General features: G+C 60.9%; 19 protein-coding genes. 4 read left to right on the forward strand and 15 right to left on the reverse strand.

Annotation, left to right across the window (positions count from 1 at the left end; all coding sequences use genetic code 11):
* Window positions 1-98 precede the first annotated feature (98 nt).
* The 11 genes from AC07SU_RS20380 to AC07SU_RS20430 form a co-directional block, all read right to left on the reverse strand.
* On the reverse strand, window positions 99-1,802 hold the full coding sequence (locus AC07SU_RS20380; RefSeq protein ID WP_494998056.1) for an AMP-binding protein: 1,704 nt from the start codon (window positions 1,800-1,802) through the stop codon (window positions 99-101).
* Window positions 1,803-1,833: 31 nt separating this feature from the next.
* A complete protein-coding gene (locus tag AC07SU_RS20385) occupies window positions 1,834-3,132 on the reverse strand; it encodes an acetyl-CoA C-acetyltransferase (RefSeq protein WP_494998057.1) in 1,299 nt (432 codons plus the stop codon).
* On the reverse strand, window positions 3,129-4,019 hold the full coding sequence (locus tag AC07SU_RS20390) for a MaoC/PaaZ C-terminal domain-containing protein (protein ID WP_494998058.1): 891 nt from the start codon (window positions 4,017-4,019) through the stop codon (window positions 3,129-3,131). The genes AC07SU_RS20385 and AC07SU_RS20390 overlap by 4 nt, the downstream gene beginning before the upstream one ends.
* A 3-nt stretch (window positions 4,020-4,022) precedes the next feature.
* Window positions 4,023-5,366, reverse strand: a complete 1,344-nt coding sequence (locus AC07SU_RS20395) for a 3-oxoacyl-ACP reductase (RefSeq protein WP_494998059.1) — start codon at window positions 5,364-5,366, stop codon at window positions 4,023-4,025.
* 173 nt (window positions 5,367-5,539) lie between these two features.
* Window positions 5,540-8,065: an acyl-CoA dehydrogenase gene (locus AC07SU_RS20400; RefSeq protein ID WP_494998060.1), complete on the reverse strand. Its 2,526-nt coding sequence runs from the start codon at window positions 8,063-8,065 to the stop codon at window positions 5,540-5,542.
* Window positions 8,066-8,344: 279 nt separating this feature from the next.
* Window positions 8,345-9,802, reverse strand: a complete 1,458-nt coding sequence (locus AC07SU_RS20405) for an outer membrane protein transport protein (protein WP_494998061.1) — start codon at window positions 9,800-9,802, stop codon at window positions 8,345-8,347.
* Between the two features lie 107 nt (window positions 9,803-9,909).
* Window positions 9,910-10,428: an alkane oxidation protein activator PraB gene (gene praB / locus AC07SU_RS20410; protein ID WP_494998062.1), complete on the reverse strand. Its 519-nt coding sequence runs from the start codon at window positions 10,426-10,428 to the stop codon at window positions 9,910-9,912.
* A 140-nt stretch (window positions 10,429-10,568) separates the two neighbouring features.
* Window positions 10,569-11,075: an alkane oxidation protein activator PraB gene (praB, locus tag AC07SU_RS20415; protein ID WP_178922432.1), complete on the reverse strand. Its 507-nt coding sequence runs from the start codon at window positions 11,073-11,075 to the stop codon at window positions 10,569-10,571.
* 136 nt (window positions 11,076-11,211) lie between these two features.
* Window positions 11,212-11,706: an alkane oxidation protein activator PraA gene (gene praA, locus AC07SU_RS20420; protein WP_494998063.1), complete on the reverse strand. Its 495-nt coding sequence runs from the start codon at window positions 11,704-11,706 to the stop codon at window positions 11,212-11,214.
* A gap of 132 nt (window positions 11,707-11,838) precedes the next feature.
* The gene (locus tag AC07SU_RS20425) at window positions 11,839-13,119 is read right to left on the reverse strand and encodes an alkane 1-monooxygenase (protein ID WP_494998064.1); all 1,281 of its coding nucleotides are present in this window, start codon (window positions 13,117-13,119) and stop codon (window positions 11,839-11,841) included.
* A 318-nt stretch (window positions 13,120-13,437) separates the two neighbouring features.
* A complete protein-coding gene (locus AC07SU_RS20430) occupies window positions 13,438-14,436 on the reverse strand; it encodes an alpha/beta fold hydrolase (RefSeq protein WP_494998065.1) in 999 nt (332 codons plus the stop codon).
* A gap of 277 nt (window positions 14,437-14,713) precedes the next feature.
* On the opposite strand from AC07SU_RS20430, the gene AC07SU_RS20435 reads away from it, so the two are divergent.
* From AC07SU_RS20435 to AC07SU_RS20445, 3 genes are read left to right on the forward strand one after another with little or no spacing between them, the layout of a single operon-like run.
* Window positions 14,714-16,252 carry a flavin-containing monooxygenase gene (locus tag AC07SU_RS20435; protein ID WP_494998066.1) on the forward strand — a complete coding sequence of 513 codons (1,539 nt, stop codon included), beginning with the start codon at window positions 14,714-14,716 and terminating at the stop codon, window positions 16,250-16,252.
* Complete coding sequence (locus AC07SU_RS20440) at window positions 16,249-17,139, forward strand: SDR family NAD(P)-dependent oxidoreductase (protein ID WP_494998067.1); 891 nt, start codon at window positions 16,249-16,251, stop codon at window positions 17,137-17,139. Before AC07SU_RS20435 ends, AC07SU_RS20440 begins: the two co-directional genes overlap by 4 nt.
* 15 nt (window positions 17,140-17,154) lie before the next feature.
* Entirely contained in the window at window positions 17,155-18,003 is an 849-nt protein-coding gene (locus AC07SU_RS20445) for a metal-dependent hydrolase (protein WP_494998068.1), read from the forward strand.
* On the opposite strand, the gene AC07SU_RS20450 is transcribed toward AC07SU_RS20445, so the two are convergent.
* On the reverse strand, window positions 18,000-20,072 hold the full coding sequence (locus tag AC07SU_RS20450; RefSeq protein WP_494998069.1) for a PTS sugar transporter subunit IIC/EAL domain-containing protein: 2,073 nt from the start codon (window positions 20,070-20,072) through the stop codon (window positions 18,000-18,002). The genes AC07SU_RS20445 and AC07SU_RS20450 overlap by 4 nt on opposite strands.
* 268 nt (window positions 20,073-20,340) lie before the next feature.
* Between AC07SU_RS20450 and AC07SU_RS20455 the strand changes: the two genes are divergently transcribed.
* On the forward strand, window positions 20,341-20,673 hold the full coding sequence (locus tag AC07SU_RS20455; protein ID WP_494998070.1) for a DUF6388 family protein: 333 nt from the start codon (window positions 20,341-20,343) through the stop codon (window positions 20,671-20,673).
* Here the strand turns inward: AC07SU_RS20455 and AC07SU_RS20460 are convergent.
* Genes AC07SU_RS20460 through tssM form a run of 3 tightly spaced genes read right to left on the reverse strand, consistent with a single transcriptional unit; the run spans window position 20,666 to window position 25,583 of the window.
* The gene (locus tag AC07SU_RS20460; protein WP_176995761.1) at window positions 20,666-21,496 is read right to left on the reverse strand and encodes a serine/threonine-protein kinase; all 831 of its coding nucleotides are present in this window, start codon (window positions 21,494-21,496) and stop codon (window positions 20,666-20,668) included. The two genes, AC07SU_RS20455 and AC07SU_RS20460, sit on opposite strands and share 8 nt — an antisense overlap.
* On the reverse strand, window positions 21,493-22,206 hold the full coding sequence (locus AC07SU_RS20465; RefSeq protein WP_494998071.1) for a PP2C family protein-serine/threonine phosphatase: 714 nt from the start codon (window positions 22,204-22,206) through the stop codon (window positions 21,493-21,495). Before AC07SU_RS20465 ends, AC07SU_RS20460 begins: the two co-directional genes overlap by 4 nt.
* On the reverse strand, window positions 22,203-25,583 hold the full coding sequence (tssM, locus tag AC07SU_RS20470) for a type VI secretion system membrane subunit TssM (protein WP_494998072.1): 3,381 nt from the start codon (window positions 25,581-25,583) through the stop codon (window positions 22,203-22,205). The genes AC07SU_RS20465 and tssM overlap by 4 nt, the downstream gene beginning before the upstream one ends.
* Window positions 25,584-25,587: the final 4 nt, after the last annotated feature.

The following is a 25,587-nucleotide window of genomic DNA, read 5'->3' on the forward strand; positions in this document are numbered from 1 at the left end:
TTGTGCGTCCTCTTCCTCTCCCCCCACCTCCCCCCCCCCCCCCCCCCCCCCCCCCCCCCCCCCCCCGCTCCCACATTTGGATCACCTACATTTTAAAATCAGCGCAACGCGCGGCGCAGGACTTTGCCCACGGTGGTCTTGGGCAGTTCGGTGGTGCGGAACTCAACGTATTTGGGCATCTTGTACCCCGTCAGGTATTCCCGGCAGTGGGCGAGGATTTGTTCCTGGGTCAGGTTCGGGTCCTTGCGCACCACGATGATCTTGACCTTCTCGCCGGTCACCGCATCTTCCACGCCAATCGCGGCCACTTCACCCACGCCCGGGTGCATCGCGACCACGTCTTCGATTTCATTGGGGTACACGTTGAAACCGGAGACCAGGATCATGTCCTTCTTGCGGTCGACCAGGCGGATGAACCCGCGCTCGTCCATCACCCCGATATCACCCGTGGACAACCAGCCCTCGGCATCCAGCACCTCGGCAGTGGCTTCCGGGCGTTTCCAGTAGCCCTGCATGACCTGTGGGCCACGCACTTGCAGCTCGCCCTGCTCGCCAATCTCGGCCAGTTCGCCGTCTTCGCGCACAAAGCGCACCCAGGTCGACGGCAAGGGCACGCCAATGCTTCCGGTGAATTCCATCTCGCGCATGCGCGCAATGTTGATCGGGCTGATGCTCACCACCGGCGAGCACTCGGTGAGGCCGTAGCCTTCGATGATCGGCAACCCGGTGACTTCCTTCCAACGCTTGGCCACCGCCGTATGGGTGGCCATGCCGCCCGCGATCACCATGCGCAGCGCCGAAAAGTCCCGCGCACAAAACTCTTTGTTTTCCAGCAAACCGTTAAACAGCGTGTTGACCCCGGCAATGCCGTTGAAGCGTTCCTTGCGCAGGATCATCTGCACGCGCTTCACATCCCGCGGGTTGGCGATGAGGATGTTGCGCCCACCCAGGCACATGAACATCAGGCAGTTCACCGTCAGGGAAAAGATGTGGTACAGCGGCAGCAAGGTGACGTTGGTTTCCTGCTGGTCCTGGTCCAGTTGGTCACCGACCCAGGCCTTGGCTTGCAGCAGGTTGGCGATGATGTTGCGGTGGCTGAGCATCACCCCCTTGGCATCGCCGGTGGTGCCACCGGTGTATTGCAAAAAGGCCAGGTCATCCAGGGCCATGGCCACTGGAAAATGGTTGAGCGCCCGCCCTTCTTTCAGCACCTGATTGAAGCGCACCGAACCACGCAGGTTGAACGCCGGCACCTGCTTTTGCACCCGGCGCAGGATGAAGTTCATCGCCGCCCCTTTGAAGGTGCCCAGCAGGTCGCCGATGGCCGCCACCACCACGCGCTTGACGCTGCTGCCGGCCACGACTTTTTCCAGGGTGTGCGCGAAGTTCTCGAAAATCACCACCGTTTCGGCGCCGCTGTCCTTGAGCAAATGCTTGAGCTCATGGGCGGTGTACAACGGGTTGACGTTGACCACCACCGCACCCGCCATGATCGTGCCCAACAAGCAAATCGGGTACTGCAAGCAGTTAGGCATCATCAGTGCCACGCGGTCGCACTTCTTCACCCCCTGGCCCTGCAGCCAGGCAGCAAAGGCAACGCCCTGCACTTTCCAGTCGGCGTAGGTCATTTCGGTGCCGATGCTGACGTAGGCGACCCGCTCGCGAAACTTTTCCAGGTGCTCCAGGAACACCTCGCGCAACGACGGGTAGTCCTCGATACCGGCATCAATGTCGGCCGGAACGCCCGGCAAGTAAGCGTTCAACCAGATCCGTTCGGTTTGTTCCAGGCTTACAGCGTTCATGGCAGTCTCCTTGTTGTTGTTTTTGATAGAGCTACTTTTCGACGATGGCAGTAATGCCCAACCCGCCTGCCGCGCAAATCGAAATCAGGCCGCGTCCACCGCCGTTCTCGTGGAGGGTCTTGGCCAAGGCGGCCAGTTGCCGGCCACCGGTGGCTGCAAAAGGATGGCCACAACCGAGCGAGCCCCCGTTGACGTTCATCTTGCTGCGCTCGATAGCGCCCAGGGGTGTGTCCAAGCCTAGACGCTCCCGGCAATAATCGGCGTCTTCCCAGGCCTTGAGCGTGCACAGCACCTGCGCGGCAAACGCTTCGTGGATCTCGAAGAAATCAAAGTCCGCAAAGCTCAGGCCTTCGCGCTTGAGCATGCGCGGCACCGCGTAGGCCGGGGCCATCAACAGGCCTTCGGTGCCGTCGACGAAGTTCACTGCCGCCGTTTCGCCCGTGCGCAGGTAGGCCAGCACCGGCCAGCCGTTCTCGGCCGCCCACTCTTCACTGGCCAACAGCACCACCGACGCGCCATCGGTCAGCGGCGTGGAGTTGCCCGCGGTGAGCGTGCCGTTCTGCCGGTCATAGGCCGGGGACAAGCCCGCGAGCTTTTCCAGGCTGGCGTCGGCACGCAGGTTGTTGTCACGGGCCAGGCCGCGATGGGGGCTGATCAGGTCATCAAAGAAGCCCCGGGCGTAGGCCGCTGCCAGGCGTTGGTGGCTGGTGAGGGTCAGTTCGTCCTGGGCCAGCCGCTTGATCTGCCAGCGCTTGGCCATTTCTTCGCAGTGCTCGCCCATGGACAGGCCGGTACGCGGCTCACCGTTGCGCGGCAGCAAGGGTTTGAAAAACATCCCCGGACGCACCTTCAACAGTGCCTTCAGCTTGTCGCCCATGCCCTTGGCACGGTTGGCCGACAGCAGCGTATGGCGCAGGGATTCATTAATGCCGATGGGTGCATCGGAGGTGGTGTCGGAACCGCCGGCGATACCCACGTCGATCTGGCCCAGGGCGATTTTATTGGCCACCAGCAACGCGGCTTCCAGGCCCGTGCCGCAAGCTTGCTGCACATCGTAGGCGGGCGTGTCGGGGGATAAGGTGGTCGACAGCAGCGATTCACGCGCCAGGTTGAAATCCCGCGAGTGCTTGATCACCGCACCGGCGGCAAACTCCCCCAGGCGTTGGCCGTGCAGGTTGTAGCGGTCGACCAAGCCCTGCAGGGCCGCCACCAGCAAATCCTGGTTGCTGTCGTTCGCATACACCGTGTTGGAGCGGGCAAAGGGAATACGGTTGCCGCCGATAATCGCGACGCGACGCACCGGGGCCGGGTTGAAGCTGTAGTCACTCATCGACAGGTCTCATTCCAGATAAAGAGGCCGCGCATATGGGGTTTGTCGCCGGCAAAATTGCGCACTTCGAACTCACGGCGCGGGCCCGTCACGGGTCGGCTCCAGAGCGCCACCTGGCCAGGCAGGAAGATCGGCAGCTTGAAATCGCAATGGGCCTCGGCCTGCTCCAGCCCTCCGGGGGGTTGCTGGGCGGCGAGTGCGCGGCCCAGGGTCCACATGCCATGGGCAATGGCGCGGCGAAAACCGAAGATTTTCGCGCCGATCACCGAGGTATGGATCGGGTTGAAATCCCCCGACACCTTGGCAAAGCGCCGGCCCAGGTCGGCGGGCAGCACCCAACGCTGGGTGCGCAACAAGCCCTCCTCCTGCAACGGCAACACGTCGTCCCACGGCTCGCCGACCGGCGCCTTGACGTCTCGGCGCAGGTACAGGCTGTCGCTTTCCCACACCAGGGCGTCGGCGCCGTAGGCACGGGTGGCGATGCTTAATGCCTGGCCCTTCGGATGGGCAACCCAACGCTCGCAATACACCTCCAGGCGCAGCGCCTGGCCTTCGTGCAGACGCTGATGCTGCCGGATACGATTGGCCAGGTGCACCATGCCGCTGGCCGGGTACGGGAAGCTCGGGCGAGTGAGCAACATCAGGTGCAGCGGGAACGCCAGCACATGGGGATAGGACAGCGGCACGCCCTGCTCGCGGCGAAACCCGCAGGCGCGGCCATAGGCCGCTATCCCGCTGGCCGACAGCTCCACCGCCGAACGCACCAGGCGTTCCCTGGGCAACACCGGTGCGCCGTCGAGTTTGGGCTTGCGCAGCGCACGTACGCCATCAAGCAGCAAGCGTGTACGCGACGGCGGTGGGTCGATGATCTGGGTCACGTAGTCCATGGCTCAGGCTCCCAGCAGGCTTTGGCCACACACGCGTACGACTTGACCATTGACCCCGCCGGACGCCGGGTGCGCCAACCAGGCGATGGTCTCGGCCACGTCGATTGGCTGGCCGCCCTGGGACAGCGAGTTCATGCGCCGCCCCGCTTCGCGGATCATCAGCGGGATCTTCGCGGTCATCTGGGTCTCGATGAACCCGGGCGCCACCGCGTTGACCGTCACCTGCTGCGCGGCCGCCTTTGGCGCCAGGCCTTGCACCAGGCCAATCACGCCGGCCTTGGAGGTGGCGTAGTTGCTTTGCCCCAGGTTGCCGGCGATACCGGAAATCGACGACACGCACACGATGCGCCCACCCGGGTTCAGCCCCTGGCTGTCCAGCAAGGCGTTGCTCAACTGCAGCGGCGCTTCCAGGTTCACCGCCAGCACGCTGCGCCAGGCCGCTTCGGTCATTTTGGCGATGGTCTTGTCACGGGTGATGCCCGCGTTGTGCACCACCACGTCAAACGCGCCGTATTGGCTTACATGGGCTTGCAGCAGCGAAGCCGCGTCGGCGGCGGTGATGTCCAGCGGCAACGCCGAACCGCCGACACTGCTGGCCGCCTGCTGCAAGGCCTCCTGGGCTTGGGGCACGTCCACGCACACGACATGGGCGCCATCACGCGCCAGCACCTGGGCGATGGCCAAACCGATGCCACGGGACGCGCCGGTGACCAAGGCACGGCGACCGACAAAGGGTTTATCCCAGTTGATCGCGCTGTTGCCGTCCACGGCTTTTTCCAGGCGCACCACTTGCCCGGACACGTAGGCCGAGCGGCGCGACAGGAAGAAGCGCAGGCTGCTGTCCAGCGCGGCTTCGGCGCCCGGCGCCACGTAGATCAATTGCACGGTGATCGCCCGGCGCAGTTCCTTGGCCAACGACCGCACCAAGCCTTCCAGGGCGCGCTGTGCGATGGCTTGGGGCAAATCCTTGCACTGCTCCGGCGCCGTGCCGAGCACCACCACACGGCCATGGTGGCCAATGCGCTTGGCGTTGGCGTGGAAGAACACGTAGAGCTCGTCGAGTTGCTGCAAATCGGTGACGCCACTGGCATCGAACACCGCGCCCTGCACCTTGACCGTGGACGGCGCCTTCAAAGTCGCCGGGGTAGCGGCCACGGTATCGGTGGCCTTGAACACCTGTTGCACCTGATCCATCAGGCGCCCTGCCCCGGAGATGATCACCGGGTTGACCAGCCCTTGCTGGCCACTGCGATGGCGCTGCAGCGGCAGCGGTTGCGGCAGGCCGACGGCCTTGGCCAGGCGTCGGCCCCAGGGGGAATTGACGAAGGAAAGGTAGCTGTCACTCATAAAGACATTCACTCACAACGCATGCTGACCATGTAAACCCGGTCCCCTGTGGGAGCTGGCTTGCCTGCGAAAGCATCACCTGGGTGTGACTGACACACCGAGTTGTCTGCATCGCAGCGGTGCGGCGATCCGACAAGCCAGCTCCCACAGTGACCGTGTTCATTCAGTACCACTCAATTGACCGAGGCATTTTCGCTCTGGCTGTTGCGACGTTTCACCGCCGGTTCCAAGGCTTGCTTGCGCTGCTGCAACGCTTCCAGCAAACCGAAATCCTGCGGGAAGTCGTCGACCTGGATGCCATGGTCGGCGTACTCCACGTAGCGCCCCAGCAAGGCGTCTTCGTCGTCGCTGATCAAGTCCAGCGCCCGCGCCTTGACGCGCCAGGCGGTAAACGCGGTGGTGGAAATCGGCATCGGCTCGATCAAGCCCTGCTTCACGGCAGGCTTGAGGCGCGCGTCGATCAGCTCTACCTGCGGCAACAGGCGGAAACCCAGTTCGCCGTAAGCCAGCTTGTCGATTTCCGGACGCGGGATGTAGGAATTGGCCAGCAGGCGGTCGCGGGTCTCGCCCGGGGTCTGGACCACGTCCGCCACCTGGGCCAGCAATCGGTCCGAGGGTTTGCGCAGTGGAATGCCCAACGGGAAGCTCAAGCCGCGCACCACCGCTGCTGCGGCTTTCGAAGGGTAGTTGTCGAGCACCTCGGCCAAGGCTTCATGGGCACGCAACAGCGCATCCTGGGCCGACCAGTGCACCAGCGGCAGGTCGGCCTGTGGCCGGCCGTCATCTTCAAAACGCTTGAGCACGCAGGACACTATGTACAGTTGCGACAGAATATCCCCCAGCCGCCCGGTGATACTTTCCTTGCGCTTGAGGGCACCGCCCAGCACGCCCATGGACACGTCCGAGATCAATGCCAGCACCACCGACAGCCGATTGGCCTGGCGGTAGTAGGACGCCAGCGCCGGGTCGGTCTTGGCCGGCGCCGAAATCAGCCGCCCACCGGTCAGCGAATGCACCGCAGCGCGGACGGTATTGGCCAGCACAAAGCTCACGTGGCCGAACATCGCGCTGTCGAAGGCTTCCAGCGCCTTGCGCCGATCCGGGTTACGCGCCGCTTCCATTTCGCGGAACACATAGGGATGGCAGCGAATCAGGCCCTGGCCAAAGATGATCAGGCAGCGGGTCATGATGTTTGCGCCCTCCACCGTGATCGCGATGGGGCTTTGCTGATAGGCACGGGCCAGGAAGTTGTTGGGCCCCATGCAAATGCCTTTGCCGGCAACGATGTCCATGCCGTCATTGACGATGATGCGTGCGCGTTCGGTGACGTGGTACTTGGCAATCGCCGAGATCACCGACGGTTTTTCACCGGCATCCAGAGACGCCACCGACACCTTGCGCACCGCATCGCAGGCGTACAAATGCCCGGCCATGCGCGCCAGCGGCGCCTGTACCCCTTCGAACTTGCCGATGGGCAGGCCGAACTGCTTACGCATCGCTGCGTAGGCCGTGGTCCCGCGTACCGCCACCTTGCCCAGGCCGACGTTGGCCGATGGCAGGGAAATCGCACGGCCGGCCGCCAGACATTCCATCAGCATGCGCCAGCCATTCCCCACCTGTTCGCGGCCGCCGATCACCCATTCCAACGGAATGAACACATCCTTGCCGGTGGTCGGGCCGTTCTGGAACACCGCGTTGAGTGGCCAATGACGACGGCCGCTGTTGACGCCCGGATGGGACGTTGGAATCAGCGCGCAGGTGATGCCAAGCGAACCGGGTGCGCCAAGCAAACCGTCCGGGTCTTCGGCACGGAAGGCCAGACCGAGCACGGTGGCAATCGGGCCGAGGGTGATGTAGCGCTTGTCCCAGGTCACCTTGAAGCCCAGCACTTCTTCGCCTTCGTGGGTGCCTTTGCAGACGATGCCCAGGTCCGGGATCGCGCCCGCATCGGAGCCGGCATACGGGCTGGTCAACGCAAAGCATGGGATGTCTTCACCCCGGGCCAGGCGCGGTAAGTAGTAGTTACGCTGGGCATCGGTGCCGTAATGCAACAGCAACTCGGCCGGGCCCAGGGAGTTGGGCACCATCACCGAAATCGCCGCCGCCGAGCAGCGCGTCGACAGCTTCATCACCACTTGCGAATGTGCGTAGTGGGAGAAGCCTTTGCCGCCGTATTGCTTGGGAATGATCATGCCGAGGAAGCCGGCGTCCTTGGTGTATTGCCAGCCTTCGGGCGACATGTCCTGCCAGACTTGGGTGGTTTCCCAGTCGTTGGCGATGTCGCACAGGGTTTCCACTTCATTGTCGAGGAAGGCTTGCTCTTCGGCGCTGAGGCTGGCCGGTGCGGCCTGGAGCAAACGCTGCCAGTCGGGCTTGCCGCTGAACAGCTCGGCGTCCCACCACACGGTGCCGGATTCGATGGCCGCGCGTTCAGTGTCGGACATCGCCGGCATGATGGTGCGAAACAGGCCGAGCGCCCTGCTCGTCAACAACGCACGGCGCAAGGGCTTGATGGCCATCAACAAGGCCGGTGCGATGACCAGCACCGCAGTAACGGTGATGCCGAGGGTGGCGATCACATTGAACAGATAGCCCACCGCCAGCCAGATCAGGCCAGCGCCCAGCCACAGGGTGGCGGCAGCTTGTCGATACGCCAGGGCAATCGCGGCTGCGAAACCCACCAATAACCAGATAACCATGGGGATACCTCTACTCGATTCAGGGTACGGCCAATGCGCAGGCAGGTCGAAATGCGCTGCGACGTAAAGCCACACTACAAACTTGGAAAGCTAAATTCAAATTTTGTTTTGAAATTTTTATTTAATGCGCAGACAAAAAATTGGGCCGAACTGGTCAGCCTTGCTCATTACGTTGAAAAGGAGAATGACGGGGCGCGGAGCGCCCCGTCGGCGCAGGTAAACGCGGATAAAAGCGCCAAGATGCGCTTAGCGCTTCATCCTCGATAGTGCGTTATTGGTTCAGAACGCGTAGGTCGCCGAAACAGCCACCACATCCCCCGACGACTCAGCTTTGCCGTTCAGGCTGGCGGCACCGAGCCGATCCACGTTCTTGGTTTTCAGGTTGACCTCCTGCACAAATTGGTGGGAGTACGCGAGATCGAGCGACAAACCAGGAATGGCCTTGACCTCATAACCTGCACCCAGCGACAGGAAGTAGCGATCACCGTCCGGAATCCGTGGATCCCGGGTGGAGTTACGGGTTGGCGTCTGGTCGGAAGCGACACCGGCTCGCAACGTCAACTCGTCGGTGGCCTTGAAGTCGCCGCCCACCGAATACATCCAGGAATCGCGATAGTTGTAGGGAATGGAGACGATCTGAATATCACCGGACTTGAGCGTCAGGTCTTTGAAGGATGACCATTGAGTCCACACAGCACTGACACCGAGTGTGAAACGGTCATTGAACTGGTGGACCCAGTCAAAGGCCGCAGTGGCCGGGATATCCAATTGTGTGCTGGCATGTGCTCCGTCCGGGAACAGTTTCAGTCCAGGGTAGGCTTCTTCTACAAGGGTCCCGCTGCCACCGAATGGGCTGGGCTGAGTCATCAGGTTGTAGGAGAACTGATCGGCACGGATGTTGTACTTGCCGGTCATCTTGTTTTTGATCTTGGCGTGGTAGTTGAGGCCAAGACTGTCTTGCGCGGTCGGTTTCCAGACGACACCGGTAAACCAGCCCGTGGAGATATTGTCGACCTTGACCCGCATCAGCGCGCCACCCACCCCCGATGGGAAATCGATGCTCCCCAGCAGCGGCGATTGCGAGTTGGACGCGGCAGACAGCAAATCGATGTTCTGGCTGACAAAGCCCTTACTGTGCTGAACGATGATCCCGCCACCAATGGAGAAGTCGTCGCGGACCTTGAACGAAAGCGACCCTGTCAGCCCCACGGTTTCAATTTTGGTATCGACGGCAAAATCCCGCAGCTTGGAATCTTCATTCCAGGTTGAGCGCATGCCCTGCGGTACTACCTGCGACAAGCCGAAAGCAAACCTGTCGCCCAGTGGCATCACCATGAACCCCGTCGGCAACCACGCCGTGAAGCCACCTTGGCCGCCGTCGTTGTTGTTGGCAATGCGGTTACCCGGATCGAAACTCCCATCGGGCGCTACCGGTGTATTGGTAATCGGCTGCCCGAGATAATCGTTCGCCTCGCCTTTGTACTTGATTTTGATACGGGCATAGTCGACCGTAAATTGCGCCACATTGTGCTCTACGAATGCCATCGCTGCCGGGTTGTTGTACGCCGAACTGGGATCATTCTTGAACAGCGAACCACCACCAAAGGCGCGCCCCCAGCCCGGGGCGCCATAGGTCGGCGTGGAAAAACCACCGGCCTGGACCGGCGCGGCAATCATCACCCCCCCCATTAATGCCAAGCCCAGCAGAACCTGTACCTGTTGTTTTTTATTATTCATGCGGCACTCCTTATTGTTATCTCACTGAACCGGCCCCAGCCGGCTCGTCTTGCGACTTGGCTTGCCTTTTAAAAGGCAAAAACACTCCTTACCGTGCGACACGCACCTCAAGGAACAATGATGATGTTGGGAATATGAGCACTCAGCGAAACCACCGTGCAAAAGCCGGAAAGCGGCTGGTTCGCTGCAGAGAGCTCAACGCCGCCTGCGCCATTGGCCAACACACCGACAATCGATGAAGGGCCGCAATTCGTAGCAGGAAGAGAACTGGCCGCAATGGTGTAACCCACGTTAGCCAGGCCTCCGGTGCCACCCGATGAAGCGGGAGGCGTCAGCACCCAAGGCAAGTTATTCAGGGTTGGCAGCCTGCACAAAGCATTGCTGCCCGAAAGGGTTGCGCTGAGAACGTCGGCAGCTGAACCATCACCGCGCACCAGGCCGGACAATTGAATATTGCAGGTAATCGGCGCACCAAACGTACTGGGCGATTTGATCGTAACGGTGCCGCCCGGACTGGAGGTAAATGCCACTCCCCCAGGGCTGAAAACTCCAGCATGGGCCATCGATGCAGTACCGAAGCACAGCGCCAATGAGCCGATAAAAACGAAGGCATTCAAGCGCTTCATTATTCCTTCCTCACATTCATGGCGATCCATTTCGCCAGGAGCCTCAGCTCGTAGGCCCTACCTATCTGCCGTAAACAGGCGCCTCATCAGAGGCGCCTGCCCTGCAACGGGTGATCAGCCCTTTTTACGGAGTACGTCTATCAAGGAACGATGCTGACGCCTGGAGCGGTGACACTCAGGGTCACCACGGTGCAGCTACCCGAGAGCGGTTGGTTGGTAGCGCTCAGTGCTGCGCCACCGGTCACGTTGGACAGCGCCACGGCAATAGTGGATGGACCGCAGTTGGTGGCAGGGATCAGTGGCGGAATGGCTGCAATGGTGTAACCCACATTGGTCACGGTGCCGGCTGGCGACAGCACCCATGGCAGGTTGGTCAGGTGAGGCAGGGAGCAGAGTTGGTTAGAGCCGCTGACAGTAGCAGCAGTAATATCTGCCGCCGAACCATCGGCACGCACTTTACCGGTGAACGAGATATTACAAGTTACCGCTGCACCAAATGAAGAAGGTGACTTGACTGTAATCGTGCCACCCGAGTTAGTCGTGAACGACTGGTTAGCGGGGCTGAAACTTTGTGCGGAAGCCATGGAAGCAGCGCCCATGCAAACAGCCAAAGCAGTCAACGACACGAGAGTTTTCAAGCTTTTCATTGTTTTTCCTCACATGTTATGGCGAATTCATTTCGCCAGGGGTAATGGCCATGATCGAGAGGTCACGGTGAATCTGCAGAACTTCCCTTTCCAGCCAAATCTCAATTCAATTACCGCTTACAACAGTCGGACAGTCTTATTCGACAACTTTGAAGTTAGCCGGCATCTTGATCGACACCGTCTTGATCTTGCAGTCTTCGCCAATCGGTACATTGGCGGCTTCCAACTTGCCGGTGGCGTTATCCCACGTACCGTCGGCCGTAGAAGGACCGCACTTGCCGCCCAGGCCGAAGGCGTGAACATCTACGCTGATCTTCGACATGGAACCGCTCTTGGTATCTTTGGCAACTAATATCCACGGCAAGTTGGTGGCTTCGACCCGGCTGCACTTGAGGCCACCGTCGAATTCAACTTTGTCGACATTGACCGATGAGCCATCGGCCGCCACTTTGCCGGCCACCTTGATGGTGCAGTCGGCGCTGATCAGGGCGCCCTTGGAAAAGCTGATCGGCCCTTGGGCCGTGAAGGCACTGCCGGCCGGTTCGATACGGGCAGCCTGGGCCTGGTGGTAAACGATCAGGCCCAGGGCGGCCAATACAATGTGCGTGGTGAACTTGGCAGGGTTTTGCATGGTGTACGTCCTTCCCTTGAAATTATTGTTGTAGGGTCAAACAACTTTTTGCCACGAAACCGGTAAAGCTTGGGCGTAGAGGACCTGCGCGGTACACAGACCCCGAGTACGCCCACAACATGTCCATTCACATCAAAACGGCCTGGCGCTGTTGCTGTACTTCTCCAGGTACTTCAAACGTTGTGACGGCTGAAGATTGGTCAGGGTGATATCGCCGGCATAGTGATTAAGCACCCGATGGTCCATGCGACGTCGCCACAAGTACGGTACATAGGCCCACACAATCATGCTCGCGTAGCCATACGGCAGTTGCGGCGACTCATCAAAGTGGCGCAGCGACTGATAACTGCGCGTGGGGTTTGCATGGTGATCAGAGTGCCGCTGCAGTTGGAACAAGAAGATATTGGTGACAATACGGTTGCTGTTCCAGGAGTGCCGTGGCGAGCAACGTTCATAACGACCGTTGGGCAACTTCTGACGCTTGAGGCCGTAGTGCTCCACATAGTTGACCACTTCCAGCAGCGAGAAACCGTAGATGCCCTGGATGATCAGGAACGGAATCACCGCCATCCCCAACCACATGATCATCGCGCCCCACAACACCACGCTGTACATCCAGGCGCTGAGCACGGCGTTCTTCCAGTGCAGGGCCGGCAGTCCGAGTTTGCGCAGGCGTTCGCGCTCCAGGTTCCAGGCCGAGCGTGCGCTGAACCATACCGAGCGTGGCAGGAAGGCCCAGAAGCTTTCACCCAGGCGCGAGCTGGCAGGGTCTTCCGGCGTGGCCACACGTACATGGTGACCGCGGTTATGTTCGGTGTAGAAGTGCCCGTAGAACGTAGGCGCCAGGGTGACCTTGGCCAGGAACACTTCCAGGGGATTGGGCTTGTGCCCCAGCTCATGGGCGGTGTTGATGGCAATCCCGGTGGCGGCCCCGGTGGACATGGCCATACCCAGGTAGGTAAACCAGCTGATTTCGCCGTGCAATTCGGTGCGGGCGGTGATGAACGCGGCGGTTTTCGCCAGCCAGCTGGAAGGATCAAGCGCAGCCGTGGCGTGCAGCAGGCCACCGTTGATGATCCAGTCGATGCCCCCTGCCGCCAACCAGCCGGTGATCACTACCGAAGAGATAACGAACAGCACACCGGTGTAGACGATCCAGCGATAGTAGCGTTGGGATTCGAGGTTGCTGACAGCGGACTCGGGCGGGTTGCTGACGTCTTCGCCCAGCAGGCCGTCGATCAAGGGGATCAAGCCGAAGATCACCAATACGCCGACCCACCACAATTGCTGTACACCCGTGGTAATCGCCAGGGAGCCGGAAAGTAATGGAGTTGCCAGGGGCATGATGCCAAGCCACCAGAGGTGACGTTTGCCGTCGGTCCAGACGTGCGGTGCAGCCAGGGTCTGGTTCATGGCAGCCACCGTACGCAGCGGGCTGGCAGGGAATGAATGTGAGCGGTAAACAGGTACACGGAGCGCTGACTGCCCCGAGAAATCAACCATGCGATAAAAGACGTTTTTTTCATTATTTTATTCGCTCTTAGGCATTTCAAAAATTGTTTCAAATAAGACATTGAAATAATTTTTTTAAATAAATAGCGCGGAATCGTTAGGTCGTCAACTAGTTTTTCGGAGCCTTTTTTACGTGACCGAGCAGTCTCTTTTTCAGCCGTTTGGTCAGGTGTCTAAAGCAGGCATCGACGCCGTTGAACCGCGAACCGGACAACAAAATTATTTACTCGCCAAGGCAAATGGCGGGTGCAACACCGTGGCGCTTTCAGGCGGTCGAACACGCTTGGCCACCTGCTCCACCAGCGCGGCTACGCGCTCTGTGGCGGTGATCGGCAGCATGTGCCCGCGCCCTTCCACCACCTGCAGCTTCAACCCCGGCACCTTGCTGGCCAGGGCCTGACCGTGCTTCTGGAAGTCCAGCACGCGGTCTTTGGCGCCATAGATCAGCCCGATCGGCAGGGTCAGTTGCGGGTAGCGCTTGACCATGTCGGGCAGGTGGTCGTTGACCTGGTTGATCTCGGTGGAGGCGGCATAGAAGTTGTCAGGCCGCATACCGAGCAGCCCGCCACCACGGGTGGCAAAGTCGGGAGGTGCAGCATCGGGAGCGAACACGCCCTTGACCACTGAGCCTTTGGTCAGCAGACCAACCGGCATGGTCAAGGTGTGGGACATCCAGCGCCGCAACCAGGCCGGGCGTACCGCCAGCGACAGGAACACCAGCGGCAGCATGCGTTGGGGGTGAGTCAGCGGCGCCACCAAAATCAACCCGGACACGGCGTGGGGATGGTCAAGGGCCAGCGCCAGGGAAATCGCGCCGCCGAGGGAATGCCCGAGTACCAGCGGCTTATCCAGGTCCAGTGTCTTGATAAACGCCGCGATTTGCCGGGCCTGGCCTGGCAAGTCTGACGCCGTGCCAGCGTGCCGGGTGGAATAGCCGGAGCCCGGACGATCCAGCGTGATCACCCGAAAGTGCTCACGCAATTGGCCAGACAAGGCATACGTCAGGTTGCGACTGCTGCCCATCAGCCCGTGGATCATCACCAGCGGTGGGCCCTTGCCCTCTTCTACATAATGAAAGCGCTCGCCATCGACCTCGACGAAACGCCCGTTGATTGCAACAGCCGCTTCGATGCGCCGTGTCATCCAGGCACTGAAGCCCCACAACACGGCGCTCGCGCCTATCAACACAGCCGCAGCAATAACCCATTCAACAGCCATAGCTCGGTCCTCTGCTTCCCTGCTGCTGGCGACCTGACCGGTATTGATCAAGGCCTCAGCCATCGTCCACACCCTGGACCTAAACTTCATGCATACCGTGCTCGTCCGTCGGACAAGTCGCACATGCGGAACAAGGTCCTAGCGTAGGCGATATTTTCAGGTAGATTATTTAAAATCTTTTTTAAAATAAATAATTCAATTTTCCTTTGCAATGGTGTTCTATCTAAAAGACAAAACAAAAAACAGGAGCACATCTGATGCCCACGAAGGACAGCCTATGAATGCCCACAGTGATTCAATCGACATCGCTATCATCGGCTCAGGCTTTGCCGGCCTGTGCATGGCGATCAAGCTCAAGGAAGCCGGCCTCACCGACTTCTTCATCGCCGAGCAAGCCGACAGCCTCGGCGGCACCTGGCGGGACAACCACTACCCGGGTTGTGCCTGCGACGTGCAATCCCACGTGTATTCGTTTTCGTTTGCGCCCAACCCCAACTGGACGCGGCAATTCGCGCCGCAGGCGGAGATCCGCGCCTACCTTGAGCAATGCGCAGCGCATTTCGGGCTCGCGCCCTTCCTGCGCTTCGGCATGGGCTTGCAGCGCGCGGTGTTCGATGAGGTACAACAGCGCTGGCAACTGACCTTCAGCAATGGTCGCCAGGTGAGTGCGCGGGTGTTGGTGTCGGGAATGGGCGGGCTGTCGCGCCCGGCACTGCCGGACATCCCGGGGCTCGACAGCTTCAAAGGCAAGCGCTTCCACTCCCAACAGTGGGACCATGACTATTCGTTGAAAGGCAAACGCGTGGCGGTGATCGGCACCGGCGCCAGCGCCATTCAATTCGTACCGCAGATTGCACCGCAGGTGGCCCACCTGGACCTGTTCCAGCGCACGCCGCCGTGGATCATGCCCAAGCCCGACCGGCCGATTTCGCCCTTTGAACGCTGGGCCTTCAAGCACCTGCCCTTCACCCAGCGCCTGGTACGCGGCGCTTTCTATTGGGCGTTGGAAGGCCGTGTGGTGGGCTTTGCCCTGCACCCGCGCCTGATGAAAATGGTGCAGAAGATTGCCCAGCGCCATCTACATAAACAGGTAGCGCGCCCTTCCCTGCGCAAGACCCTGACGCCGGACTACACCATCGGCTGCAAGCGCGTGCTGATCTCCAACGACTATTACCCGGCCCTCTCGCGCAGCAATGTGGAGGTGGTGACCGACAAGGTGCTGCGCATCGAAGCCGATGGCGTGATTACTGCCGATGGCATCAAACATCCGGCCGATTGCCTGATCTTCGGCACCGGCTTCCAGGCCACTGACCCACTGCCCCGGGACTGCATCATCGGGCGCGACGGCATCGACCTGATGGACACCTGGCACGACGGCGCCCATGCCTATAAAGGCACCACGGTGCCGGGGTACCCGAACCTGTTCCTGATCGTCGGCCCCAACACCGGCCTTGGGCACAACTCGATGATCCTGATGATCGAAGCCCAGGTCACCTACATCCTGGATGCACTGCAGCAGATGCAGCGGCACCGTATCGCCACCGTGGATGTAAAACCGGCCGTGGAACAGGCCTACAACCAGCAACTGCAAGACAAACTCAAGCGCACCATCTGGAACACCGGTGGTTGCCAGAGCTGGTACCTCGACCCGCGCACCGGCAAGAACACCACCTTGTGGCCCGGCTCCACCTGGCGCTTCAGGCAGGTCACCCGGCAGTTCGCGCTCAAGGACTATGTGGCAGACCTGCTACCCGCCAGCCCAGCCCCACGCCCTGCCCCGGCGCCCCACTCCACCACAGAAGGCAGCCTGTCATGAAGTCATTCAACGGCCGCGTGGCGGCGATTACCGGTGCGGCGTCCGGCATGGGCCGCGCCCTGGCATTGGCCCTGGCGCGCGAAGGTTGCCACCTGGCCCTGGCCGACAAGAACAGCCAGGGGCTGGAGCAGACGCTCGACTTGATCAAGACCTCGACGCTGTCGCCCGTCACCATCACCACCCAGGTGCTCGATGTGTCCGACCGCCAGGCCATGGAAGCGTGGGCCGCCCGCTGCGTGGCCGACCACGGCCGCGTCAACCTGATCTTCAACAACGCGGGCGTGGCGCTGTCGAGCACCGTGGAAGGTGTGGACTACGCCGACCTTGAATGGATCGTCGGCATCAACTTCTGGGGCGTGGTGCATGGCACCAAGGCGTTCCTGCCGTACCTTAAAGCCAGTGGCGAAGGCCATGTGGTCAACACCTCCAGCGTATTCGGGCTGTTTGCCCAACCAGGCATGAGCGGCTACAACGCCACCAAATTTGCCGTGCGCGGGTTCACCGAATCCCTGCGCCAGGAACTCGACCTGCAACGCAGCGGTGTCTCGGCCACCTGCGTACACCCCGGTGGCATCCGCACCGATATCTGTCGCAGCAGCCGTATCGACGCGAACATGACGGGCTTCCTGATCCACAGCGAGCAACAGGCCCGCGCCGACTTCGAAAAGCTGTTCATCACCGATGCCGACAGAGCCGCCAAGGTCATCCTGCAAGGCGTGCGCAAAAACAAGCGCCGCATACTTATCGGCCGCGATGCCTATTTCCTCGACCTGCTCGCCCGTTGCCTGCCCGCTGCGTATCAAGCCCTGGTGGTGTTCGCCAGTAAGCGCATGGCCCCCAAACAACGCACGCCGGTGTTTGAAACCAACGACGAAACCCGTCTCTGAACAGGAGCACGCACCATGCTGCCGATCCGTCGCGATATTCGTTTTGCCTTGCCCGCCGAGCGCATCAAGAACTGGCACGAACAGGGCCCGTTCATCACGCATTTCTTCAACGCCTTGTCACTGTTGTTTCCCCAGGGCGAGCTGTTTTTCATGGACAGCGTGCGCCACTACCGCCAGCGCATCGACGACCCGCAGTTGAAAAAGGAGATTCAGGGTTTCATCGGCCAGGAGGCCATGCACAGCCGCGAACACGTGGCCTATAACGACCTGCTGCAAACGGCGGGCCTGCCGGCGCACACCCTGGACCGGCGCCTCAAGTTCATCCTCGACCTGCAGAAAAAACACTTGCCGCCGTCGTTCAACCTGGCGGTGACCATCGCCCTTGAGCACTACACCGCGATGCTCGCGGAAATCCTGCTCAGCGACCCGTCGCGGTTCGGCGATTCACTCAAGGGTTACCAGCAAATGTGGTACTGGCATGCCCTCGAAGAAACCGAACACAAAGCCGTGGCCTTCGATGTGTGGAACACGGTGATCGCGCCCGGGCCAAAGCGCTATCTGCTGCGCACCGGCACCATGCTGACCACCACGGTGTTCTTCTGGCTGGTGGTGTTCGACTTTCACGTGCGCCTGTTGATTGCCGACCGCAAATCGGTCGGGTTTCTGCAGGGCTTCTGGCGCATGTTCAAGTTCCTGTATGGCCCCAAAGGCGTGTTCCCGCGCATGCTGCGCCCCTGGCTGCACTACTTCAAACCAGGCTTTCACCCTTGGGACCACGACAACCGCGCACGCCTGGCGCGCATCGATGGGCTGGTCGAAGAGATCGAACAAACCCGGCGCGACTACGCGGCGGCCCAGGCTTAGACCTGCGCCGCCGCGCGCGCACGTACGAACCCCTGCAACTGATCGCCGGGCAGTGCCTTGCTGAAATACCAGCCCTGGATAAACAGTTCGGTGCCGGTATTGAGGAACGCCAACTGCTCGGCTGTCTCCACGCCTTCGACCACTACGCCCAGGTTCAGCGCCTCACAGAAGCGCAGCATGCCGGTGAGTACCTGGGCGCCCTTGGGGTCGTGCTGGGCCACCACAAAGCTGCGGTCGATCTTGATGAAGTCCACCGGAAACTGGTGCAAGTAGCTCAAGGCGGAGAACCCGGTGCCAAAGTCGTCGATATACACCTTGGCGCCGATCGCCTGCAGCTTCTGGATAGTCCGGCGCGTGACCTGGATGTCACTGACCAGGGCATCTTCGGTGATTTCCACCGACACCTGACCATGGGCCTGGGTGAGGATTTCCACCAGGCGATCCCCATAGGCGGCGTCCGTCAGGGTGGCGCTGGAAATATTGATGGTCATCGGCAAGGCGAAGCCGATTTTCTGCCACTTCTGGTATTGGCGCACGGCCTGGGACGCTACCCACACATCCACGTCGGGCATCAACCGTGCCTGAGCCAACCATTGCAGGAACTCCCAGGGCGAATGCACCTTGCCCTGGCTGTCACGGGCGCGCATCAATGCTTCGCAGCCGGTGCACAAGCCCGTGCGCGTGGAGACCTGGGGTTGGAATTCGAGATAGAACTCGTAGTCGCTGATCTGCTGGATGCGGCTCAGTTCCACCGCTTGACGGGCCAAGGTCTTGTGGGACGCCAGCACCGGGTCCATTTCCAGCAGGCGACCTTTCTCTTCGAGACCGCGAAAGGTCATGTCCAGGGACTTGAGGTACACCGTGCCGCCCTCGGTGGATTGGCGGTGAATCGCTCTAACGTAGGGGGCGTAAACCAACGTGCCGACGCCCAGGAGCGCCACTTGCAGCACTACCGCTGCCACGTCCCCGTGGGTGCTCAAATACGCGTTGAGCAGTACCGGCGCCGTGAACGGCACACTCGCCACCGCAGGCGACACCCAGCCCAGCTGCACCACCGTCAGCGCCAGCATGGCGTTGATCGCCGGCACCAACAGAAACGGAATGAACAACCGCGGGTTGAGGATGATCGGCAAGCCAAACAGCAGCACCTCGCTGACGTTGAATAACGATAGCGGCAGGCTGGCCATCGCCATCAGTCGCATGGACTGGCTCTTTGAAAACAGCAGGATCGCCAGCAACAGGCACAACGCACCGCCTGAGCCGCCGATAAACGCGAAACACCCGAGCAAGCCACTGTTGAGCAGGTATTTGATCGGTTCGCCCGCCGCCAACGACGCGCCATTGAGCACCACGGCCTGGTCCAGCACATCGAACAACGGCTGCATGGCATACACGCCGTGGATGCCGAAAAACCACAGCAGCGAGTTCATCAGGGTCACGAACAAACCACTGCCATAGGGCGCTTGCAGCGCATCGAGTACCTGTGGCCCCTGCAGATGTGCCACATACGGAATCTGCAGCAGCAACGACAACACCATCACCAGGCACAGCGCGGTGATCGCACCCGGCACCACCATGTTGATGGTGCCTCGCAAGTTGTGCCCCACCAGGTCCTCGTTGACCAGACGGGTCCAGCGAAAGTGGTGCAACCAGGCAACCGCCGGCACGTTGATCAGCGGCGAGGCAATCGCAATAAACAATACAAAGGTGGCCGAGGCCCGGGGGTATTCACGCAATACAAAGGTGGCGACCACCACATGGGCCAGGCACAGAAAGGCGACCGGTAACTGCGGCAAGCGGTATTGGATCGCGAGCATGTAGCCAATCGAAGCCGCTACCAGCAGCGGAATCACCGAGCTGATCTGGTTGTGCAACCCGGCCAGGAACGCCACCACCTGCGGGTCAAACCCCAGCACCTTGGCGCACTCGGACAGGATCAGAAAACCCGCCGATACCAACAGGCAAGGCAAGATCCACAGCAGCCCTTCACGGATAGCGCGCAGCGACTCCGTGCTGGCCAAGGCCGCCAGGCGCTGAGTCAGGAACAGTTTGAACAGCGTTTTCGCCATGACCCATCCCTCTGCCCATCGCTCTGTGCCTCTTGAGGCATCCCCCCGTAAATCCTGGGTAACGCTACACGTCCTGGCACCGGGAGCGAAAGGCTTTTGCCGCACTGCAGGCATTTTTTCAGTATTCAGTGCTTCTTTTGCTTGCACACGAGGCAGCCGAAGCACTGCCACTCTTTGTATTTCGTGATTCGGGGCTATCCGTGGGCTAGCCTTAATCGGCATCATCCAGCCATTGAATGATGCCCTTCACACAACCTGGAGCATGCCCTTGTCCCAACCCGGCGATAATCACCAACTGGCCCTCGACAGATTCTTGATAGAGCACCCAGACGTTGCCACCGAACTGGATTCACTGAACCCCTTGGCCGCCCAGGCCAAAGGCGAAACCCTGGCGCAGTACCGTGCCGAACGCTTGCATGAAGCCTTTGAAGCTGAAGCCGAGAGCCAGGGGTTGTTCGCTTGGGAACTGACCCTCAAGCTCACCGCAGAATCGCCGCACGCCTTCGAATCCCAGCGCCTTGAAGTGCACAAGGAAGTCGCCCAGATGGCCGGTTTGAGTTGGGCCGAGTACTGCCAATTGCATGACCTGCCCGCTACCTGAACCAGCGTCGCCCCGACCCCGCCATGGCCTCCCCCAGTTCCGCCACACTGAGGGTTCGCCGCTCGGGGTCCAGGGCCAACGCCGAACGCAACGCGGTCCAACAATGCCTGGGTAATTGCCAGGGCCTCGGCAGCCGCTCGGTTGGGCGGCGCCCACCCAGACGTTTGCCATGGGCCAGCTCGAACAGTACACAGGCGACGCCATACAGGTCGGCGCTGGCCGTCAAAGCATTGCCGGCCAGCAACTCCGGGGCGGCGTAGGCCGGGGTACAGGCGTTGATGCGCTCGCGGCTCAAGCACGGCAACCCCGCCTCAATCTGAGCCTGGCAATGGCCGAGGCCAAAGTCGAACAAGCGCACGCCCTGTTCGCCCATCATGATATTTACCGGTTTCACATCGCCATGGAGCACACCTTGTCGATGTACATAGGCCAGCGCCTCAAGCAATTGCACCGCGATCGGTTGCAAGGCTTGCCAGGGCAGGCCGCTTGAGCATTCCTTCAGCAGTTGCTCAAGGGTGATCCCGTGCATCAACTCCATAGTAAAAAACGCCGTGTGATTGTGGGTGTCGACGTCAAACGACAACACCCGTACGACATGGGGGTGCAGCAACCTGCGCGTCAGGGCAAATTCACTGTAGAGCAACGCAGATGCATCAGGCGCCTGGGAAAGGTGCTCGCCCAACACCTTGAGCGCCAACGTTGAATCCGGCTCGCCAAACTGTTCATGCAACAGATCGCGCGCACGGTACACCACCCCCATTCCGCCGGAACCCAATAAGCGTTCCAGACGATAACGCCCCGCCAGCAGCTCCGGCCGTTTCATGAGCGTACCACCACGGCAGTCAGGTCATCGCGACAGGTCCCGCGAGAAGCGGCTGAGAACAACTGGTCCACCACCTGCTGCGGCGCGCCTTGCCCTAACGCGCTGCCGAGTTCGGCATGGCTCAGGCCCTGGTAAATCCCATCGCTGCATAACAGAAACACATCACCCGGTCGGGCGCTGAGCTCCAACACTTCCAGATTAAGCAGGTGCCGCGCACCGACAGCGCGGGTCAACGCCCTGGCACCGGGATAGGCCTGGGCCTGCTCTAAGCTCAAGTGTTGCTCATCCATTAACTGCCGAAGCCGTGAGTGGTCCCGCGACAGCTGATACAGGCGCTTTCCCCGCCACAGGTAACAGCGACTGTCCCCCGCCCACAGGCACGCAGCACGGTGGTCATCCAGCAGCAAGACAATCACCGTACTGCCAATGGTTTCATGCGCGCCTCGGGCGCCCAGGCGCCGGCTGAGTTGCTGCAAACACTGGCGAACGGCGTCGATCCGCTGATCAAAACTGTCCTGGCCCGGCAGTGCAGCAAGGCACTCGACCACCGACCGGCTGGCGACATGCCCGGCCCGATGGCCGCCCATTCCATCCGCCACAGCCCAACAACCGGTTTGCGGGCTCTCAAGGAACGCATCCTCATTGCGCAGCCGTCCCTGACCTTGTTCGCTGCGTGCAGCACTGCGCCAGGCACGTTTGAGCAGGCTCATAACTGCTCCGGCAAGCGGAAAGTGCGCCACGTGTCCATTTGGAACGGGCTGGGCGTACGCTGGCTGACCAACAGGTAGTTGGCACGCAAGCCGGCAAGGTCGGCCTTGAGTATCTGCGTGTCACGCCCGTGAGCAGGTTCGCGTTGCATCAAATCGAAGAAGCGAAACAACGACCAGGCTCCGCTGTTTTTCTCGATACCCAGCGGTTGCTCGGCCCCCCGTTCTAGAACCAGGCTGCTTCGGCCATTTTCAGCCTCGATCGGCCAAATAAACGCCAAGGGCACGATGGGACCATGACGGTACTCCAGTTGCTGGTCACCGATACGCAGGATCGAGCGACTGACCGCCTGGTCCAGGCTATAGGACGCCAGAGTGAAACGAACCGACCACTCTCCCAGGTCCTCGCTGAAGAAGCTGCGGCGCACAGTGTGTGCCTTGCTCAACTGATCCAACAACGAGCGAGACATCGGCAGGCTGCGGCCTTCCAGCCTACGCAAGTGGTAACGGCTAGAGTCGGCAGTGACAAATGGCTTCAAGTAAGTGTCGTGGAACCGCGCCAGAACACCCCGGGGTTTGAAAAAATCCTGAAAATCACTCAATGCCACGTCGCTGGCCGCATGGGCGTTGAAGGGGTAGCGCTGCCGAATCGCCTTGGCATACAGGCCATACACCTCTCCCTGATAACGCTGGTTCACATGCACATAGGCGTCATCAAGCAAATGGCGCCAGTTGTCGTCGGCAAGACCTTCGAACCACCCCTTGAGTGGCACCGGCAAGCGCGCCGCAACATTGCGCACCTGGCTCAACGCATCCGGCTGCCCCTCCATGCGACGCTTGGCCAGTTGGAACGCAGCTTGCTCGGGCGTGCCCTCGCGGTCCAGGGCTGTCAGCTGCAAATGCAGTGCGTCGAGCTGGCGCAGCGCCTGGGTCAATTCGTTGCCGGGGCTCTGTTGCTCGTCGAGCAGTTGATGCAAAGGTTCGAATCGACGCTGTACGGCACGCCGCGCAGTGTCATCGCCCCCCTTCGCGAACAACTGGCTGACCCGTGCATTGCTTTTCGCCGACTGTATGACGGCGCCGAGGTCACCACTCGCCTCCTGGGCAAAAGCCTCCAACCGATCGTTGCCAGGCAGCAAGCGCGTATTTTCACGAATCTGCTGCAGTATCAGCAGCAACGGGGACTGCGCCGAGGTCAAGTTCGACAACTGCTCGCTGCCCTGCTTGAGATCATCGGTGCTGCGCAGCCGGATACGGCCCAGCGCACTGGCCCAGGCGTCGGCGTACTCGTTGAAATAGCGCTGTTCCAACTCCATCATTAAACGACGCAAGTCCATTGCACTGAGGTCGGTGGCCTCCCCCAACACCCAATTGTCCTGGGCAATGGCATTGACCAGCCGCGGTCCTTGTTTGTCGAAATACTGCAGGTACCGTTTGCCATAGAACCCCGGAATGGGCGGTTCGAGCGCCGCAAACACGGTGCCGTCCGTGAGGCGATAGGGTTCCAGATCGCGTGCCTGCTCGCGCAGGACACGATAGACCACACCTGCCAGTGACTCGCCGCGAAGGGCCTGTCGCGCACGGGCGACCAGATCTTCGTCCAGCGGTGCCACAAAGGGTTGCGCGAGCAAATGCCCGAGGTGTTCATTCAAGCGCCCCTGTACCGCCGTTTCACCGGTATAGCGCAAAGACCACTGGTTGGCGACACGCTGCGCAAGCCACTCCGTGTCACGGCGCGCAGGCAGGCTCAGCATCAGGTACGCACGCAAGTTGTCCAGCAACTGTTCACGCTCGCCCAGGCTCGCACGCACCTGCTCCTCAAGAAGGCTGGTCACTTGCGACAACAGAGGCTGCAGCAACACCGCTTCATAGGCCTTGACCAGCGGCTCGCGCACGACCTCGCCTTGATACAATCCGGCCCGTTCTATCAGCCGTGCGTCTGCTGCGAGAGGGAAAACCCGCGTTGATGCCAGGCGATTGTCCAGCAAGGGGAGCAGCGCAAGCGTTTCATCCGAACCGGGTGCTGCCGAGACGGGCTCTGCCAGCAAGGTCAACTGCGCAAGTCGTTGATGATTGACTGAATAGCTCTGCCCCCAAAGTCCTGCGGCGATACCCACCACCAGGGCAACCGCCAACGCCAACATGCCCTGGCGCCTTTGCTGACGGCGACGTTCGGGAGCCTGCAGCCCCGCGAGATCCGCTTCGGCGAAAATCACACGGCTGAAGAGCCCACGCACAAAGTAGCTGCGGCGCTCAGCGGTGCTCGTTACGTAGAAACCGCGCAAGCCGTTGATGCGCTGAAAACGATGAGCGCAGAACGCCAGTTCGATGAATTGGCACAAACGTTCACCGATTTGCGCCACCTGCTGTGGAAAATCGACCATCCGCGCACGTCGCTCCACGCTGCGCTCCTGGTGCAAACGCGTGACCAGTTCGCTGCTCAGGCGCCGCAGCAGTGCCTCGAATGCCTGACGGACCTTGGCGGCGTCGGCGCAGGCTTTGTCGAGCGAGATCGGCTCCCCCCAAACACAGTCCCCCCCCTCGCCCAAGGGCGTATCAAAGAATTCGGAGAACCCCGGCAGGTGGTCAGCGTGGGTCAGCACCAGATAGATCGGCATATCCACCTGCAAGGCCTGCTGGATTTCCTGCAGCCGGGAATGGACCTGCCGGGCATGCAGGTTCAGGTCATGTTCGTTGCTGCCCAGCAGTGTTTCAATCGACAAGGTCACGATCACACCATTGAGCGGCCGTGTCCGGCGCCGAACCTTGCACAGGCCCAGCAGTGTCTCCCAACCCGCAGCATCGACCGCGCTGTCTGGTTGGTCGAGGTAACGCCCTGCCGTCTCGACCAGCACGCCCTGCTCAGCGAAATACCAGTCACAGTAGGCCGTCCCCTGCTTGCGCGTGCCCTCGGCCTGATCAAGTGGCCGTTGCACCCCGCTGGCCGCCAGCACGCTGGACTTGCCACTGCCCTGCTGGCCGATCAGCAGGTACCAAGGCAAGTCGTTACGCCAGCGTATGCTGCGCCCCGCATAATGCCCGGTCGTTTTCAGGGTATGCAGCGCGTCCTTGAAACGCCCGCGCATGTGCCTGCGCTCGTTGTCGATAAGCCCCTGATGCTGACTGCGCGCCAGGTGTTCGGGTTTGCCAAGCCGTGCGGTGTGACGTGCACTGACGATGACCATCGTCAAACCCCACAGCAGAAACAACACGCTGATGGTCAAGAGTCGTGCCGTCGGGCTTTCCCAGAACCTGTGGTCATCCACCGCCAGCAATGGCCCGAAGAACCAGACCACACAGGCCAGCGACAGCACCAGTAACAGGCTCCATACCCAAATTTTGCGCAGCACGGTGCCCGCGCTCTTGAAGAATGCGTTCATTGAA

The sequence above is a fragment of the Pseudomonas sp. GW821-FHT05H12 genome, assembly GCF_059419385.1.